The following is a 16194-nucleotide window of genomic DNA, read 5'->3' on the forward strand; positions in this document are numbered from 1 at the left end:
TTCAGCGAAGCTCAGACCCGCAGCACCTGCGGGCCGAGCAGGGAGTAGCGGTGCGCCTCGGACGCGGGCAGTGACGCGTCCGTGACGATGGTCTCGAAGTCGGCGATCTCGGCGAAGCGGCAGAAGCTGCTCACCCCGAACTTCGTGTGCACCCCGGCGAACACCCGCCGCCGGGAGACGCGGACGACCTGCGACTTGACGTCGGCGACGGCCGGGTCGGGCGTGGTCAGCCCGTGCTCGCGGGAGATCCCGTTGGCGCCGACGAACGCCAGGTCGATGACGAAACCGGCCAGCATCGCGGTGGCCCAGTGGTCGACGGTGGCGAGCGTGCGCCCGCGCACCCGCCCGCCGAGCAGCAGGACGGTGGTGGCCGGGTTGGCGGCGAGGACCGCGGCGGTGCTGAGCGAGGCGGTGACCACGGTCAGGCTCCGGTCGCCGGGGAGCGCCTCGGCGATGAGCTGGGGCGTGAACCCCTCGTCGACGAAGATGGTCTCGGCGTCGCCCACGAGATCGGCGCAGGCGGCCGCGATCCGGCGCTTCTCCGGCACCCGGCGGGTGGTCCGCATCGCGAGGGTGGTCTCGAAACGGGCGGTCTCCACCGCGCGCGCCCCGCCGTGCGTACGCCGGACCAGGCCGTGCTGCTCCAGCGTGCGCAGGTCGCGCCGGATGGTCTCCGGTGCCACGGCGAGCTCGGCAGCGAGCTTGGCCACGTCGACGTCGCCGTTGCTGCGGGCCAGGACGAGGATGCGGTGCTGCCGCTCGTCGGCGTTCACCTGGTTCCCCACCCCCTCACTGCGTTTCCCGCTTCACCGGTCGGGTCGCGGACCGCGAAGCGACAGTCCAGCCGCGCGTAACCAAGTTCTAACACCGGCGAAACGGTGTGAGCCGGTTCACAGCACGGGTTCCTGCGCCTGACTTTGCCCGTTCGGACTCACGGGAGCAACGCTTGCCCAAGGATTTTTCGGACATGCCCCTGAATTTCGGATGCCCGTTCGGGCGGCGTCGGTGCCCGTTCCATGCCCGGGTGCGGCGCCACTCGCGGGTGAGGAGCCAGGCCAGGTAGACGCCGCCGAGCGCGGAGGTGGCGAGCCCGACCGCGGTCAGGCCGGGCCCCGCCGACCGGGTCAGCCACCGCGCCACCCGCGGCGCCGCGAGCGCGACGAAGCGGTGTCGTCCCCCAACTCCAGCAGGGCCAGCTTCCGTCCATAGTGGAGCACCAGCAGCAGCACGGCCAGGGCGAGGGCGAGCGGCCGCACGTGGTCCCAGCGCCGGCCGTTCAGGCTGCCGATCAGCCACACCTGCCCGGAGAGCGTACGGCGGAACGCGATCCCGTACACCAGCGCGAGCGCGGCCGTGGCGGCCGTCCCTCTCGCCATCCGCACAACGGTTAGATTAGCCTCGCCTTACTATGCGAGGTGATCGAGGTACCGCCCTGCGACGGGCGATCGGCGGCCAGCGGCGACACGTCGGGCTCGCCGCCGCCCTGGCCGCCGGGCATCAGGCGGGCGAGGCGCTGGTCCCGGTGCTGATCGGCGTGGTCATCGACCAGGCCGTGGCGACCGGGTCGGCGACGAGGCTGGCGCTGTGGCTCGCGGTGCTGGCCGCCGTGTTCGCGGTGCTGTCGTCCAGTTACCGGTTCGGCGCCCGCGCCGCCGAGCGGGCCTCCGAGTGGGCCGGCCACGACCTGCGGGTACGGCTCACCCGCCGGATCCTCGACCCGCGCGGCGGCGCCGAGGCCGGGCGGCTGGCCGGCGAGCTCACCAACATCGCGACCGGCGACGCCCGCCGGGTCGGCGGTGTGAACGTGGTCCTCCCCTCGGCGGTCGCCGCGCTCACCGGCCTGCTGGTCAGCGCCGTCGCGCTGCTCTGGATCTCGATCCCGCTCGGCCTGGTCGTGCTGCTCGGCGCTCCCCCGCTGCTCTGGCTCGGCCACCTGCTCGGCCGCCCGCTGGAACGGCGCAGCGAGGTCGAGCAGGAGCGGGCCGCACACGCCTCCGGCGTCGCCGCCGACCTGGTCACCGGGCTGCGGGTGCTCAAGGGCATCGGCGCCGAGGGAGCGGCGATCGCCCGCTACCGCCGTACCAGCCGGGAGTCCTTGTCGGCGACGCTGCGCGCGGCCCGCGCGCAGGCCGTGCACGACGGCGCCATCCTGGCCCTGACCGGGGTCTTCATCGCGGCGGTCGCGCTGGTCGGCGGCCGGCTCGCGGCCAGCGGCGAGATCAGCGTCGGCGACCTGGTCGCGGCCGTGGGGCTGGCGCTGTTCCTGCTCACCCCGCTGCAGATCTTCGCGTGGGTCAACGCCGAGTTCGCCCAGGGGCGCGCCTCGGCGAGGCGGATCGACGCGGTGCTCGCCGCCCCGCCCGCGGTCACCGCCGGGGCGGGGTCGCTCCCCTCCCCGGTACGCGGGCGGGTCACCCTCACCGGCGTGCACCACGGCCCACTGTCCGGTGTGGACCTGGACGTGGCGCCGGGCGAGCTGCTCGGCGTCGTGGCCCCCGACCCGGCGGCGGCGACCGCGCTGCTGGCCGTGCTGGGGCGGGACGCCGACCCGGATGCCGGCACCGTGGCGCTGGACGGCGTACCACTGTCCACACTGGACCCGGCGCAGGCGCGCGGCGCGATCCTGGTCGCCGCCCACCACGCCATCCTCTTCGCCGGCCCGCTGCTGGCCAACGTCACCGCCGCCGGCGGCGCGGCCCCGGCCGGCCGGGCGATGTCCGCCGCGACCGCCGACGAGGTGGCGCGGAGCCTGCCGGACGGCGCCGACACCGTGCTGGACGAGCGCGCCCAGTCGCTCTCCGGCGGCCAGCGCCAGCGGGTCGCGCTGGCCCGCGCCCTCGCCGCCGAGCCGCCGGTCCTCGTCCTGCACGACCCGACCACGGCGGTGGACGCGGTCACCGAGGCCCGGATCGCCACCGGTATCCGCGAGGTGCGGGCCGGCCGTACGACCCTGCTCGTCACCACGAGCCCGGCCCTGCTGGCCGCCACCGACCGGGTGGTGGTCCTGCACGGCGGCGCGGTCACCGCGGCCGGCAGCCACTTCGCCCTGGTCGACCTCGACCCGGCGTACCGCGCGGCGGTGCTCCAGTGAGCGCACTGCTGCCCACCGCGAGCGCCGGCGGGACCTGGGCCGCCGTACGCGACCTGCTGCGCGGCCGCCGCCTCCTGGCGCTCGGCGCGCTCGCCGTACTCGTCACCGCCACCGCGGCCGGCCTGCTCACCGCGCCGCTGCTCGGCCGCGTGGTCGACATCGTCGCGAGCGGCCGCCCGGCGAGCGCGGTCACCTGGCCGATCGTGCTGATCGTCGGGGCCGCGGTGGTCCAAGGTGGACTGACCGCGCTCGGCGTGACGCTGGTCGCCCAGCTCGGCGAGGGGATGCTGGCCGAGCTGCGCGAGCGGTTCGTGTCCCGGGCGCTGCGGCTCCCCCTGGAACGCGTGGAGCGGGCCGGCTCCGGCGACCTCACCGCCCGGGTCACCGCCGACGTCTCCATCGTGGCCGAGGCGGTCCGCCGCGCCCTGCCCCAGCTCGCCCGGTCGGTGCTGGCGATCGCGCTGACCCTGGTGGCGCTCGCCGTGCTCGACTGGCGCTTCTTCGTCGCCGCCCTGCTCGCCGTGCCGATCCAGGCGCACACCGTCCGCTGGTACGTGCGGCACGCCGTCCCGCTCTACGCGGCGCAGCGGGTCAGCGTCGGCGCCCAGCAGCAGCAACTGCTCGACACGGTGGGCGGCGCCGCGACGGTACGGGCGTTCCGGCTCGGCGACCACCACGTGGAGCGGGTGACCGAGCGCTCCACCGCCACGGTCACGCTCGCCCTGCGGGCGGTACGGCTCATCACGCGCTTCTACGGGCGGCTCAACCTCGCCGAGTACGCGGGGCTCTCCGCGGTGCTCGCGGCGGGGTTCCTGCTGGTCCGCGCCGACGCGGTGACGATCGGCACGGCGACCGCGGCCGCGCTCTACTTCCACAACCTCTTCGGGCCGATCAACATCGCGCTCTCCCTCGTGGACGACGCGCAGGTGGCCGCCGCGGGGCTGGCCCGGCTGGTCGGCGTCGCGTCGCTGCCGCCGGTTGGGGAGGCCGAGGCGGAACGCCCGGTGGCGGTCGAGGCGTCGGTCAAGGCGGCCGGGCTCGGCCACGCGTACCTCCCCGGGCACCTGGTGCTGCGCGACGTGGACCTGCATATCGCGCCCGGCGAGCGGGTGGCGCTGGTCGGCGCGAGCGGGGCCGGCAAGACCACCGTCGCCAAGCTCGTCGCCGGCGTGCACCGGCCCAGCCACGGCACCGTCCACATCGCCGGAGTGGCGGTCGAGGAGCTGGGCGCGGCCGCGACCGGTGGCCTGGTCGCGCTGATCACCCAGGAGGTGCACGTCTTCGCCGGCCGGCTCGCGGACGACCTGCGGCTGGCCCGGCCGGACGCGTCGGACGAGCGGGTGCGCGAGGCGCTGGCCCGGGTCGGCGCGCTGGCCTGGGCGCGGGCGCTCCCGGACGGCCTGGACACGGTCGTCGGCGAGGGCGGGCACCAGCTGACCGTCACCCAGGCGCAGCAGCTCGCCCTGGCCCGCCTCGTCCTCGCCGACCCGCCGGTCGCGGTCCTGGACGAGGCGACCGCCGACGCGGGCAGCGCCGGCGCCCGGGTGCTGGAGGAGTCGGCGGCCCGCGCGCTGGACGGCCGCACCGGCCTGGTCGTCGCGCACCGGCTGACCCAGGCGGCCACGGCCGACCGGGTGGTCGTGCTCGACGCGGGCCGGGTGGTCGAGTCCGGCCCGCACGCGGTGCTGGTCGAGGCGGGTGGCGCGTACGCGCGGCTCTGGACCGCCTGGTCGGCCACCCGCGGCGGCTGACCGACCCGGCCGGTCAGCCCCTGTTCGGCCATCGCCTCGCGGAGGCCGCGCGGGCGCAGGAATCCCCTAGTACCGGCCTCCCTTCGCTTGACACTCACTAGGGTCTATGTAACAAAGTGGAAACGCAGTCCTGACCGCCGGGGAGGCCGGTATGGGACAGGTTTCGGCACCGAGTGGGCACCTGGTGCGGGTGGCCATCCGCTCGCCCCGGCGCCTGTTCCGCGACACCCTGGCGGTCTGCTTGTCCGGGCAGCCGGAGTTCACGGTGGTCGGCCACGTCGCCGACGACATCGCCCTGCTCGGCCTCTGCGACCTGTGCGGACCAGACCTCGTCGTGTACGACGCGGGTCCCGCCGTGGGCGAGGCGCTGCGCGCCCTGCGCGCGCTGCGCACCCGCTTCGCCGGCATCCGGCTCGTGGTGATCTACGAGCGGCTCTCCCCCACCGACCTCTCCGGCACCCGCCAGGCCGGTGTGGACACGCTGATCCCCTGCTCGCACGGGCTGGACGCGCTGCTCATGCTGCTGCACCAGCACGCCGACGCGCTCCGCTCGGGCGCGGTGGTGCCGGTACCCGGTGGGCTGAGCACCCAGGAGCGGGAGATCATCACGCTGACCGCCGCCGGGCACCCGGTCAGCCGGATCGCCGAGCTGCTCACCATGACGCCGTTCGCGGTGGAGAACTGCAAGCGGCGGATCTACCAGAAGCTCGCGGTCACCAGCCAGAGCCACGCGATCGCCCGCGCCATCACGCTCGGCCTGGTCAACCGCTCCCCGGTGCCCCGCCCGAGGGTGTACGCGGCCGGCGGCCTCACCCTGGCTGTCCTCTGTGGACCGGACGGGCCCGCCCGGTACGACGTGGCGGTGGCGCTGCTCGCCCAGCACATCCCGTTCGTCACCGACGGCGGCAACGGCGGGCTCGACCTGTGGGACCAGGCCGGCTCGGGCGCGGTACCGGTGATCCTCGTCGACCCGACGGCGGAGTCGTGGCAGCGGCTCGGCGACGCGCGGGCGCCGGTCATGGTGGTCACCACCCGCCCGATGGGACGCGGCGAGACGCTGGACGCGCTCGGCCGCGGGGCGGTGGCCATCGTGGCGGCGGAACGGATCGGCGAGGCGCTGGTGCCGGCGTTGACGCTCGCCGCCGCCGGCCACCTCACGATCGACCCGGCGGCGGCGAACTGGCTGATCGCGGCCGCCGGCACGCACGCCGGCGAGGCCGACACCGGCCTGCCGGAGCTCACCATCCGCGAGGGCGACATCCTCCGCTCGATCGCGGCCGGCCACAGCGTGCGGCAGACCGCGCGATCCCTCGGAATCGCCGAGAAGACGGTCGAGAACACCCAGGCGCGGCTCTTCCGCAAGCTGGGCGCGCGAAACCGGGCCGGCGCCCTGGCCACCGCCCACGCGCTCGGCCTGCTGGAGCTCCTCGACCCCTAGCCGCGCCGCGGCGCGAGGGTGGGCCCGCCCAGCGGTACGGGCGGGCCCGCCCGGTCAACCGGGCTGCTCGGCCACGGCGAACTGGACCGCACCGTTGGCGTCGACCGCGGCGTCCAGGGACTTGTCGTCCAGGATGCGGGCCGCCTCGGTCTCCAGGAACACGCGCGCGCCTGCCTCGTCGCGCACCTCGTCGCCCTCCATCGGCTCGGCGGCGAGCGTGAGCATGAGCGCGCCCTGGTTGCTGTCGGTGGCGATACGCAGGCCGGCGCCCTCCGGCACCTGCGGCTGCTCGGTGAGGTTACGGATCACCGCCACCGCGTTGTCGGTCAGCGTGAGCATCGGGAGCTCCCTCCGGTTCTTCTGCATGCAGGGTCCCGCCCGCCATACCCAGGGATCCGCCAACCGAACCCCGTCTTGACGACATCGACATGCCCACCTACCGTCGCCAAAGACACAGCGGACGTCCTATGTCTGATCACCAACGAGCGAGTGGAGCCCCCATGACCCACTTGACGAGACCCGCGGTACTCCTGCTGAGCGCCGCCATCCTCGCCACCACCAGCGGCGCCGCGACGGCCACCACCAGCGGCGGCGCCGCGGGCGGGGCGCGCGAGGCGCAAAGGGCCCGGTGCGACGCCTCCGTCCCGTACGCCTCCGGCACCGAGGGGTACAGCGCGTTCCGCATCCCGGCGATCGTGGCCACCCGTTCCGGCGCGCTGCTCGCGTTCGCCGAGGGGCGGGTCGGCGGCCTCGGCGACGCCGGCGACATCGACCTGGTCCTGCGCCGCTCCGCCGACGGCGGCTGCACCTGGGGTCCGCTCCAGGTGGTCGTCGACAGCGGCGCGAACACCTCCGGCAACCCCGCGCCGGTGGTCACGGCGAGCGGGCGGGTGGTGCTGCTCTCGACGTACAACGGCGGGACGGCCACGGAGGCGGCCATCATGCGCGGCGAGGTCCCCGCCGACCAGAGCCGGCGGGTCTTCGTCCAGGCCAGCGACGACGAGGGCGCGACCTGGTCGCCGCCGCGCGAGATCACCGCGACGGCCAAGGCGGCCAACTGGCGGTGGTACGCCACCGGACCGGTGCACGGCATCCGCCTGGCCCGCGGCCCGCACCGGGACCGCCTCGTCGTCCCGGCCAACCACTCGATCGCGCCGCCGGCCGGCTCGACCGACGCCGGCACCGAGGCGAAGTACTACGGCGGCCACACCCTGTACAGCGACGACGGCGGCGGGACGTGGGCGGTCGGCGCGGTCGACGACAACCCCAACGGGTACCTCAACGTGAACGAGACCACCGTCGCCGAGCTCCCCGACGGCCGCCTCTACCTCAACACCCGCGAGCACAACGGCACCGGGCCAGGCAACCGGGCGGACGCGTACAGCGCGGACGGCGGGGCCAGCCTCGAGCTGCCGTACCGGCCGCAGGCGACGCTCGCCGGCCCGGTCGTGCAGGGCAGCGTGCTCCAGCTCGCCGGGGCGGGCGCGCCGCTGGTCTTCGCCGGCCCCGCCGACCCGGCCGCCCGCGCGGCACTGACCCTGCGGGTGAGCACCGACCGGGGCGCCACCTGGCGGGCGTCGCTCGCGCTCTCCGGGCTGCCCGCGGCGTACTCGGACCTGGTCCAGCTCGGCCCGGCCACACTGGGCGTGCTCTACGAGACCGGCGACTTCGGGCCCAGCGAGCGGATAGCCTTCCGGCGGATACCCATCCAGCAGCTTCGATAGGGTAACCTCGGACGTCCTATGACCTGACTGATCGAGGAAAGACAGAAGATCGATGACCCAACCGCGGCGGGGAGCCAGCGAAAACCAGCGGGCGCTGCAAGAGGCGATCAAGGAGCTGATCGTGCGGCGCGGCCTCGCCCCCGGCTCCCTGCTGCCGACCGAGACCGAGCTGATGGCCGAGCTCTCGGTCAGCCGCCACCCGCTGCGCGAGGCGATCAAGGCTCTGCAGGCGCTCGGCATCGTCGACATCCGCCACGGCCTCGGCACGTACGTCGGCACCCCCTCGTTCTCGCCGCTCGAGGCCGGCCTGACGTTCCACACGCACCTGTCGCTCCGCGGCGACCTGCGCGACATCGGCGACCTGGTGCAGATCCGCGAGGTGCTGGAGACCGGCCTGGTCCGCCAGGTCCTCGCCCTGGTCGACGACGCCGACCTCGACACCCTGGAGAGCGCGGTCGCCACGATGGAGAGCGAGGCCGCGCAGGGGCGCTACTGCCCCGAGGCCGACTGGCTGTTCCACAAGACGCTGTACGCGCCGCTGCGCAACGAGCTGATCAGCGACCTGCTGCGGGTCTTCTGGAGCGTCTTCGACAAGGTGAACGCGGAGCTGCCCCGCACCGCCGAGACACCGCAGGTCGCGGCCGCCGCGCACCGCGACATCCTGGACGCGTTGCGGGGTGGTGACGCGCAGGTGCTCACCGCCGCGGTGGCCGACCACTTCACCGAGATCCGCGAAAGGATCTCGCGAGTCCCGCGCCGCTGATCAGCTGAGAGCCGGCGTAGCATCGGCCTCGTGAACCGCGGTGAGGTGTGGACCATCGGCGACCGCACCGATCTGCGCTACCGGGTCGTCGTGCTCTCCGGCGACAGCCACAACGACCGCCCCAACGCCGCGCCGTACTGCGCGCCGGTCGTCCGCCAGCGCGGCAGCATCACCGACCTGCCGCCGTTCGCCGTCCCACTCTCCGAGACAGACCCGGTCTCCGGCGTCGTCGTGGTCAACCGCATGCGCCGCCTCCCGGTGACGTCCGGCGCCGAGCGGCTCGGCATGATCACCGGGGCCAGCCTGGCCCGGGTCGACGACGCGCTGCGCAACCTCTTCGACCTCTGACCCCGCGCCGGTCGCCTCAGCAGTGCCACATCAGCAGCTCGGTGGCGGGGCCGCCGTTCATGAGTCGCTGCTTCGCCGCCGAGTCGGCGTCCGTGCTTCGCGGGACGCGCTCGCCGTACAGGCGGCGGTTGTCGTCGCTCAGCGTGGTCGGGTAGCCGTCGGCGGGGCCGGGCAGCGCCGTCACCTCGCCGCCGGGCGAGACGACCGTCGGGCCGCCGTCGCCGGGGAGCGCGACCCAGCCGGAGGCGTTGACGGCGGTGGCCGGCGTCGCCCGCTCCGGCCAGTGGGTCACCTGTCCGGTACGCAGGTTCCAGCGGGCCGGCGCGGTCACCAGCTTGCCGCCTGCGGCCTTACCCAGCATGTCGAGCACCCGCTTGTCCGACTCGGTGACCTGGGCGCGCGGGGCGACCGGGCGGGCCGGCGGCGCGGAGGCCTCCGGGTGCAGGCCGACCCAGCCGGCGGCCCAGTCGCCGCGGACGGCGAGCGCCTGCCCGGTGGCCGCGCCCGGCGGGAGCCGCAGCGCGCGGCCGCTGCCGTCGGCGTGCCAGACGTACGGGTCGGCGCCCTCGCCGCGGGTGCCGACCACCGTGCCGTCGCCGCCGACGCCCGAGCCGCGTACGTCGCCGGGGCGGGTGAGCAGCACCGGGGACCCGGCGCGCGGCCAGGTGACGACCACGAACCGCAGGCCGCGCCACGCCTCGCCGGTCACGTCGCCGCGCTCGTCGACGGCCAGCGGGACCCACCACTCGTACCCGTCGACCGGGGCCAGCTTGGTGACCCGCCCGTCCCGGTAGACCCAGGCCAGCGGGGTGCCGCCGGCGGTGGAGGAGGTGCCGACGACCACGCCGGCGGAGTTGACCGCGCGGGGCTGGGCGCCGTCGCCGGCGGCGGGGAGCAGCGCGGGCTCGCCGTCGGTCCAGAGCACCGGGCGGACCGTACCGTCGGGCTGGACCAGGCTCGCCGCCGCGTACCGGCCGGTGGGATCCGCGACCACCTGCCCGGTCAGGACGCCCTTGCCGGCCGGGGGCGGCAGCGGCCGCACCGTGCAGGCGCTGAACGGGGCCGGCGTCCCGGTCACCGTCTCGCCGATCGGCACCTCCAGGCGCTCGCCCCCGGGGGTGCGGTCGAGCGCCTGCCCGACCGCGGCGGTGCCGGCGAGGGCGCAGACGGTGGCGGCCGCGACCGCCGCGTACCGGCGCCGGCGCCGCACCGCTCCCCCGGCCGCGATGGCCCGCGCCAGGTCCGCGTGGGCCGGCGGCACGTGGGCGGTCTCCAGCAGCACGCGAACGTCGTCCGCCCGCTCGTCGTACTCTTCGGTCACTCGGCCAATCCCCCACCCTTGCCCGTGCCCACCCCGGCGAGCGGCGCCTCGCCGAGGCGTGCGCGCAGCGTCGCGAGGCCGCGCGCGGTCTGCGCCTTGACGTTTCCGGTGGAGCACCGCATCGCCGCGGCCACGCTCTCCACCGGCATGTCGCAGAGGAAGCGCATCACCAGCACCGTCCGCTGCCCCTTGGGCAGCTCGGCGAGCGCCCGCACGACAAGGTCGCGCTCCTCCACGCCGGTGTCGCCGGAGGCGCCCCGCTCGGGCGTCGCCGACATCAGCCACACCTTGGACCAGGCCAGCCGCTTCTCGTCGATGTACGCCCGGACCAGCATGCGGTGCACGTACCCGTCGAGGTTGTCCGCGCCCCGGGCCCGGGCCCAGTGCACGTAGAGCTTGGTCACCGTGGTCTGCACCAGGTCGTCGGCGCGGTGCTCGTCGCCGCAGAGCAGGTATGCGGCCCGGTGCCACCGGGCCAGCCGCGCCGAGACGAACTCGACGTACTCGGACGTGTCGTCCGCCCGCATGCGGTGTACTCCTCCCCGACAACCCTCACCCACGATGACGTCCCGGGACCGCGTCGAGGTTGCGCCGGTACCGGAAAAAGTGAGCGGGCCCGGCCTGCGTCGAGGCCGGACCCGCTCGCCTGGTACGTGGGTCAGTAGCGCTGCTGGCTCTGCGCGTTGAGCACGTCGAACCGGTTGAACTCGGCACCGAAGAGCCGCCAGTCCCGCACCTGCAGGACGTCGAGCCCCTTCACGATGTCGTTGGAGTAGATGTGGCCGTTGTAGTAGTACGCCGACCACGATCCGCCCAGCACCAGGCTCTCGGTCGAGAGCGGGCCGCGCTCCCAGTAGGCGATCTCCTTGGGGCGGGACGAGTTGGTGAAGTCCCAGACCGAGATGCCGCCCTGGTACCACGCCTGGACCATCACGTCGCGGCCGGGCACCGGGATCAGCGAGCCGTTGTGGGCCACGCAGTTCTCGGTGTCGGCGTTCGCCCGGGGGATCTTGTAGTAGCTCTTGAACACGAGCCGCCGGTGGTCGCCCCACCCGGCGATGTCGTAGATCGCGTCGGCGCCCTTGTCCGGACCGATCGCGTCGTTGCACTCCGCCCCGACGCCGCCGCCGAGCTCGTCGGTGAAGACGACCTTGGTGCCGGAGTTGTTGAACGTGGCCGAGTGCCAGAACGCGAAGTTGACCGTGTCGCGGACCCGGGTGATCACGCGGGGCGACTCGGGCCGCTTGATGTCGAGCAGGATGCCGTCACCCATGCACGCGCCCGCGGCGATGTCCTTCTGCGGGTACGCGGTGATGTCGTGGCAGCCGGTGGTCTGCGCGCTGGGCCCGCCCGGCGGGTTGCCGGTGTCGCCCGGGAAGAGGTTGGGCGTCGCCACGACCGCCGCCTGGGTGGGGCGCTTGACCGGCACCTTGATGATCGAGATCAGGTCGTGCGGCGGCTGGCAGTCCGGGAACGAGGCCGACGGGGAGTACGACGACACGTAGACGTACACCGTCTTGCGGTCCTTGCCCGGCACCACGGTGTGGGTGTGCGAACCGCAGTTGGTCTCGACCGACTTCACGTAGCGCGGGCTGCGCACGTTGCTGATGTCGAAGATGCGGATGCCCTCCCACGACTCCTTGACCGAGGCCGGCTGCGACACGCTGGTGCAGGAGTCGTCGCTGCGGGAGGCGTCGACCGACATGAAGAGCAGGTTGCCGTAGACGCTGAGGTCGCCCTGGCCGCCGACGCAGGCCACCTGGGTGACCACCCGGGGCTGGCTCGGCCGGCTGACGTCGAAGACGGCGAAACCGTTGTAGTTGCCGGCGAACGCGTACTTCCCCTGGAACGCGATGTCGGAGTTGATGCCGCCGGCGAGCGGTCCCGACAGCGGCACGTTGGCGAGCTGGCGGATGTTGCCGCTGCTCACGATCTCGTCGACGCCCGGAATCTCGTTTGTGGACGGCGACTGGGCACTGGTCGGGGAGGCGGAGGCCGCGACGGCCAGCGTGAGGGCGAACGCGGCGGCCGCGACGGCACCGAGCCGCCGTAACCCTTGTGGGGCGGATCTGAACATGGAAATACCCCGTCTTTCAGAGCCCTTTCACGGCCGAAAGGGCGCCAGATTGGTGCACACCTTACCGAGGCATCGTAACCGTCGATGTGACACCCGTCACTTTGATGGTCATCCTAGCGATATACGATCGCCGGCACCCGGTCTGGAGCCGGCGACGCACGCGTTTTCGGAGGTAGGGGCTGATGAGCCGTCGGGGGTATGCGATCGTCGCCGCCGTCGTGGTGGCGGTCGCCGGCGTCGCGGTCGCCCTCGGGGTGCGGGCGGCCGGCCCGGACGGCGAGCCGGTGGCGAGCGCGTCGCCGAGCCCGACCGGTTCGCCGGTACCGGTGGTCGTGCCCGGACGTCCCGGCGAGAGTGCCTCGGTGATCCCCTCCGACCAGCTCCCCGCCCCGGACGGCAGCCTCTACAACGAGGCCGACGCCACCTTCGTGCGGATGATGATCCCGCACCACGCCCAGGCCCTCGAGATGGCCGCCCTCGCCACCGACCGGGCCGGGCACCCGCAGATCCGCGCGGTCGCCTCCCGCATCACCGCCGCGCAGAAGTCGGAGATCGCGGTCTTCCAGGCCTGGCTGAAGGCGCGCGACCTCAGCGCGGACGAGGCCGGGCACAGCCACGCCGGCATGAAGGGCATGCAGTCGCCCGAGGCGATCGAGGGCCTGGCCGGCCTGCGGGGCGCCGCGTTCGACGCGAGGTTCGTCGACATGATGGTCGCCCACCACGAGGGCGCCATCGCGATGGCCACCGACCTGCTGCACTCCGGCCGCGACGAGCGGGTCGGCGAGATGGCCACCGGCCTCCTCGCCGAGCAGCAGGCCGAGATCGCCCGGATGCGCCAGATCCCGCTGTAGGCCGGGCGGCGGCTCAGCAGCCGACCCGGGTCGCCGACAGGGCGACGTCGTCGAGCAGGAGGTCGTACGCCGCCGGGGTCGGGTCGCCCCGGTAGAGCTGCCAGCCGATCTTCACGGTGTCGAAGCGGGGGAAGACGAAGTCGACCGGGTTGCCACCGTGCTGCGTCGTGGTGACCGTGAGGTCGGGCCGCGGGCGGCCGTCGATCCAGACCTCGACGCGGTTGTCGGTCGCGTCGGCGCGCCACTCCACGCACTGCCAGCGGCCGGCGACCGACGGCGCGGACTCGCGCCAGTTGGTCCAGTCACCGGTCGGGCCGCCGTCGGCGCCGACGCCCCAGAGGGCGCGGTCCAGCGTGGGCACGTACTGGCCGCCGAGCGGGCGCACGATCTCCGGACCCTGGCCGGTCGCCTCGACCAGCGTGTAGTGCGCCCAGTCCGGCGCGGTCGGGAAGGCGGCGACCCGCAGCCGGACCCGGCCGTAGAAGCTGTTGCCGGGCGGCGCGAAGTCGTCCACCTTGAGGAACGCGCGCCCGTTGCCTTCGGTGTGCACGTGCAGGACGCGGTCGCCGCGGTGGCGCTCGACCGTGAGGGTGCCGTGCTTGGTGTCTATCCCCCACTCGAGGCTGGCGGCCCCGCCCAGCGGCAGCCGCTCGAAGTCCTCGCAGAACAGGAAGCGGTCGGCGCACCCGCCCCGGGAGTGGGCCGGCGCCGCGGCCGGCGCGACGAACAACAGCAGCACCCCGGCCGCGGCGGCCACAAGCCTCGTCATCACGTCGATATTCTTACATACCTCGATGCCTTTCGCGGACGGGACCAGCCCGCACGCCGCCACGCGGCGCCTGGCGAAAGCGCGGCCCGGCGCGGCCCGGCCCGGCGCGGCTCGGCTCAGGGGAGCGTGAGGCCGGCGTCGTGGGCGAGGAGCGCCACCTGTACCCGGTTGTTGAGCTCCAGCTTGGTCAGCACCCGGGACACGTGCGCCTTGACCGTGGCCACGCTCATGTAGAGCTCGCCGCTGATCTCCGCGTTGGACTTGCCCTGGCCGACCGCGACGGCGACCTCCCGCTCCCGGTCGCTGAGCCGGGCGAGCAGCGCCAGCGCGTGCCGCCGCCGCCCGTCGGCGCCGCTGTCGCTCACGTGGTCGATGAGGCGGCGGGTCACCGCGGGCGAGAGCATCGGCTCGCCGAGCGCCACCCGGCGCACCGCGCGCAGGATCTCGGCCGGCGGGGTGTCCTTGAGCAGGAAGCCGCTGGCGCCGGCGCGGAGCGCGCGCAGCACGTACTCGTCGGCGTGGAACGTGGTCAGCACGATCACCTCGGGCGGCTCCGGGCGGCGGCGCAGCGCCTCGGTGGCGGCGAGCCCGTCGAGGCGGGGCATGCGGATGTCCATGAGCACCACGTCCGGCGCGTACGAGCGGACGGCGGCGGCCACCTCCGCCCCGTCGGACGCCTCGCCGACCACCGCGATGTCGGTGGCGCCGCCGAGGATCATCGCGAGGCCGGCCCGGACCAGCGCGTCGTCGTCGACGATCAACACCTTGATCGGCGCGCCGCCGGGCGCCTCCCCCGGGTCTACGCCGGCCACGGCAGCCACGCCCAGAGCCGGAAGTCGCCCCCGGCCGTACGCCCGTGCTCCAGCCGCCCGCCGGCGAGCGTGGCCCGCTCGGTGAGCCCCACGATGCCGGTGCCGGTGCCCGGGATCGGCGGCCCGGCCGGCACGCCCACCGGCCACGGGTTGCGCACCTCGACCGAGAGCCCGTCGCCGGCCGCCCCGGCCACGATCACGTCCACAGTGGAACCGTACGCGTGCTTGCGGGCGTTCGTCAGGCCTTCCTGCACGATCCGGTACGCGTTGCGCCCCACCGCCACCGGCACGGCGGCCAGGTCGTCCACCCGCCGGTCCAGGCGTACCCGCATGCCGGCCGCGCGCGACTCGTCGACCAGGCCGGGCAGGTCGGCGAGGGTCGGCTGGGGGCGGTCCGGGGCCTCGTCGGCCGGGTCGTCGCGGAGCACGCCGATCACCTCGCGCAGCTCCTGGAGCGCCTCGTGCGCGCTGGCCCGGATCACACCCGCGGCACGGGCCACCTCCGGCGCCGGCGCGTCCGGCCGGAACTCCAGCGCGCCCGCGTGCAGGCTCAGCAGCGAGATCCGGTGGGCCAGCACGTCGTGCATCTCCCTTGCGATGCGGGCCCGCTCGGCCTGGCGGGCCTGGGCCACGCGCAGCCGCTGCTCGGCCTCGGCGCGGTGGGCGCGGTCGCGCAGCGAGTGGACGAGCTGGCGGCGGGCCCGGACCACCAGCCCCCAGGCGAGGATCAGCAGCGTCACCACGGCCGCCCAGACGATGTCCACCCAGTACGGGTCGCTGGACCACTCCGGCCGCAGCAGCGGGAAGACGAACCCGCCGGCGAACCCGGCCACGCCCAGCGCCGCCGCGACCGCGAAACGCCGGTGCACCACCACCGTGAAGAACGCCACGATCGCCGCGCCGACGCTGGTCGCGGACCAGAGGCCGGCGGCCGTGACGGCGACGGCGAGCCCCACCGGCCAGCGCCGCCGCGCCCACAGCCCGAGGCAGCACAGCAGGCCGACCGCGAGGTCGAGGGTGGTCCGCAACTCGTCGATGCCGCGCTCGTAGCTGTACGCGGCGAGCAGGAGTGCCAGCATCACCGAGAAGAGGAAGAAGACCACGTCCACGACCCAGTCGCGGGCCGTGCGCCGCACCGGCCCGCGGGCCTCCGGGTACGGCTCCGCCAGCAGGGCGCCGGGCAGCAGCGCACGGTATTCGGGCGTCACCGCACCAACCATGATCAAATGGTACGACCCGTCGCGGCCCC

16 protein-coding genes are annotated in these 16194 nt (G+C 74.4%); 7 read left to right on the forward strand and 9 right to left on the reverse strand.

Annotated elements, in window-relative coordinates:
- Positions 1–11: 11 nt before the first annotated feature.
- Positions 12–773: a DeoR/GlpR family DNA-binding transcription regulator gene (locus RB614_RS30100; protein ID WP_308716062.1), complete on the reverse strand. Its 762-nt coding sequence runs from the start codon at positions 771–773 to the stop codon at positions 12–14.
- Positions 774–1124: 351 nt separating this feature from the next.
- Entirely contained in the window at positions 1125–1376 is a 252-nt protein-coding gene (locus RB614_RS30105; protein WP_308716063.1) for an iron chelate uptake ABC transporter family permease subunit, read from the reverse strand.
- Between the two features lie 32 nt (positions 1377–1408).
- On the opposite strand from RB614_RS30105, the gene RB614_RS30110 reads away from it, so the two are divergent.
- From RB614_RS30110 to RB614_RS30120, 3 genes are all read left to right on the forward strand, one after another.
- A complete protein-coding gene (locus RB614_RS30110; protein ID WP_308716064.1) occupies positions 1409–3091 on the forward strand; it encodes an ABC transporter ATP-binding protein in 1683 nt (560 codons plus the stop codon).
- Complete coding sequence (locus tag RB614_RS30115) at positions 3088–4842, forward strand: ABC transporter ATP-binding protein (protein ID WP_308716065.1); 1755 nt, start codon at positions 3088–3090, stop codon at positions 4840–4842. The genes RB614_RS30110 and RB614_RS30115 overlap by 4 nt, the downstream gene beginning before the upstream one ends.
- 151 nt (positions 4843–4993) lie before the next feature.
- A complete protein-coding gene (locus tag RB614_RS30120; protein WP_308716066.1) occupies positions 4994–6280 on the forward strand; it encodes a LuxR C-terminal-related transcriptional regulator in 1287 nt (428 codons plus the stop codon).
- 54 nt (positions 6281–6334) lie between these two features.
- Here RB614_RS30120 and RB614_RS30125 read toward each other — a convergent pair whose 3' ends face one another.
- On the reverse strand, positions 6335–6619 hold the full coding sequence (locus tag RB614_RS30125; protein ID WP_308716067.1) for an adhesin: 285 nt from the start codon (positions 6617–6619) through the stop codon (positions 6335–6337).
- Positions 6620–6780: 161 nt separating this feature from the next.
- Between RB614_RS30125 and RB614_RS30130 the strand changes: the two genes are divergently transcribed.
- Genes RB614_RS30130 through RB614_RS30140 form a run of 3 tightly spaced genes read left to right on the forward strand, consistent with a single transcriptional unit; the run spans position 6781 to position 9115 of the window.
- Positions 6781–8004, forward strand: coding sequence for a sialidase family protein (locus RB614_RS30130; protein ID WP_308716068.1), 1224 nt, complete (start codon positions 6781–6783; stop codon positions 8002–8004).
- Positions 8005–8056: 52 nt separating this feature from the next.
- Entirely contained in the window at positions 8057–8767 is a 711-nt protein-coding gene (locus RB614_RS30135) for a FadR/GntR family transcriptional regulator (RefSeq protein WP_308716069.1), read from the forward strand.
- Positions 8768–8797: 30 nt separating this feature from the next.
- The gene (locus tag RB614_RS30140) at positions 8798–9115 is read left to right on the forward strand and encodes a type II toxin-antitoxin system PemK/MazF family toxin (RefSeq protein WP_308716070.1); all 318 of its coding nucleotides are present in this window, start codon (positions 8798–8800) and stop codon (positions 9113–9115) included.
- A gap of 16 nt (positions 9116–9131) precedes the next feature.
- Here RB614_RS30140 and RB614_RS30145 read toward each other — a convergent pair whose 3' ends face one another.
- From RB614_RS30145 to RB614_RS30155, 3 genes are all read right to left on the reverse strand, one after another.
- Complete coding sequence (locus tag RB614_RS30145; RefSeq protein ID WP_308716071.1) at positions 9132–10436, reverse strand: hypothetical protein; 1305 nt, start codon at positions 10434–10436, stop codon at positions 9132–9134.
- Positions 10433–10963, reverse strand: coding sequence for a SigE family RNA polymerase sigma factor (locus RB614_RS30150; RefSeq protein ID WP_308716072.1), 531 nt, complete (start codon positions 10961–10963; stop codon positions 10433–10435). The genes RB614_RS30145 and RB614_RS30150 overlap by 4 nt, the downstream gene beginning before the upstream one ends.
- A 131-nt stretch (positions 10964–11094) precedes the next feature.
- Positions 11095–12513 carry an LVIVD repeat-containing protein gene (locus RB614_RS30155; protein WP_308716073.1) on the reverse strand — a complete coding sequence of 473 codons (1419 nt, stop codon included), beginning with the start codon at positions 12511–12513 and terminating at the stop codon, positions 11095–11097.
- Positions 12514–12695: 182 nt separating this feature from the next.
- Between RB614_RS30155 and RB614_RS30160 the strand changes: the two genes are divergently transcribed.
- Positions 12696–13364 (forward strand): DUF305 domain-containing protein, encoded by a 669-nt coding sequence (locus RB614_RS30160; protein WP_308716074.1) that lies wholly within the window; start codon positions 12696–12698, stop codon positions 13362–13364.
- A 13-nt stretch (positions 13365–13377) separates the two neighbouring features.
- Here RB614_RS30160 and RB614_RS30165 read toward each other — a convergent pair whose 3' ends face one another.
- The 3 genes from RB614_RS30165 to RB614_RS30175 form a co-directional block, all read right to left on the reverse strand.
- Positions 13378–14133 (reverse strand): hypothetical protein, encoded by a 756-nt coding sequence (locus RB614_RS30165; RefSeq protein WP_308716075.1) that lies wholly within the window; start codon positions 14131–14133, stop codon positions 13378–13380.
- A gap of 116 nt (positions 14134–14249) precedes the next feature.
- A complete protein-coding gene (locus RB614_RS30170) occupies positions 14250–14954 on the reverse strand; it encodes a response regulator transcription factor (RefSeq protein WP_308716076.1) in 705 nt (234 codons plus the stop codon).
- On the reverse strand, positions 14933–16165 hold the full coding sequence (locus RB614_RS30175; RefSeq protein ID WP_308716077.1) for a sensor histidine kinase: 1233 nt from the start codon (positions 16163–16165) through the stop codon (positions 14933–14935). The genes RB614_RS30170 and RB614_RS30175 overlap by 22 nt, the downstream gene beginning before the upstream one ends.
- Positions 16166–16194: the final 29 nt, after the last annotated feature.

The sequence above is a fragment of the Phytohabitans maris genome (assembly GCF_031085175.1).
GTDB classification, from domain to species: Bacteria; Actinomycetota; Actinomycetes; order Mycobacteriales; family Micromonosporaceae; genus Phytohabitans; species Phytohabitans maris.

Excerpts from the sequence above, each read along its gene's own strand:
- RB614_RS30105 (WP_308716063.1), bottom strand. The coding sequence starts at position 1,376 with ATGGCGAGAGGGACGGCCGCCACGGCCGCGCTCGCGCTGGTGTACGGG.
- RB614_RS30110 (WP_308716064.1), top strand. The coding sequence starts at position 1,409 with ATGCGAGGTGATCGAGGTACCGCCCTGCGACGGGCGATCGGCGGCCAG.
- RB614_RS30120 (WP_308716066.1), top strand. The coding sequence starts at position 4,994 with ATGGGACAGGTTTCGGCACCGAGTGGGCACCTGGTGCGGGTGGCCATC.
- RB614_RS30125 (WP_308716067.1), bottom strand. The coding sequence starts at position 6,619 with ATGCTCACGCTGACCGACAACGCGGTGGCGGTGATCCGTAACCTCACC.
- RB614_RS30130 (WP_308716068.1), top strand. The coding sequence starts at position 6,781 with ATGACCCACTTGACGAGACCCGCGGTACTCCTGCTGAGCGCCGCCATC.
- RB614_RS30135 (WP_308716069.1), top strand. The coding sequence starts at position 8,057 with ATGACCCAACCGCGGCGGGGAGCCAGCGAAAACCAGCGGGCGCTGCAA.
- RB614_RS30150 (WP_308716072.1), bottom strand. The coding sequence starts at position 10,963 with ATGCGGGCGGACGACACGTCCGAGTACGTCGAGTTCGTCTCGGCGCGG.
- RB614_RS30155 (WP_308716073.1), bottom strand. The coding sequence starts at position 12,513 with ATGTTCAGATCCGCCCCACAAGGGTTACGGCGGCTCGGTGCCGTCGCG.
- RB614_RS30160 (WP_308716074.1), top strand. The coding sequence starts at position 12,696 with ATGAGCCGTCGGGGGTATGCGATCGTCGCCGCCGTCGTGGTGGCGGTC.
- RB614_RS30165 (WP_308716075.1), bottom strand. The coding sequence starts at position 14,133 with ATGACGAGGCTTGTGGCCGCCGCGGCCGGGGTGCTGCTGTTGTTCGTC.
- RB614_RS30175 (WP_308716077.1), bottom strand. The coding sequence starts at position 16,165 with ATGGTTGGTGCGGTGACGCCCGAATACCGTGCGCTGCTGCCCGGCGCC.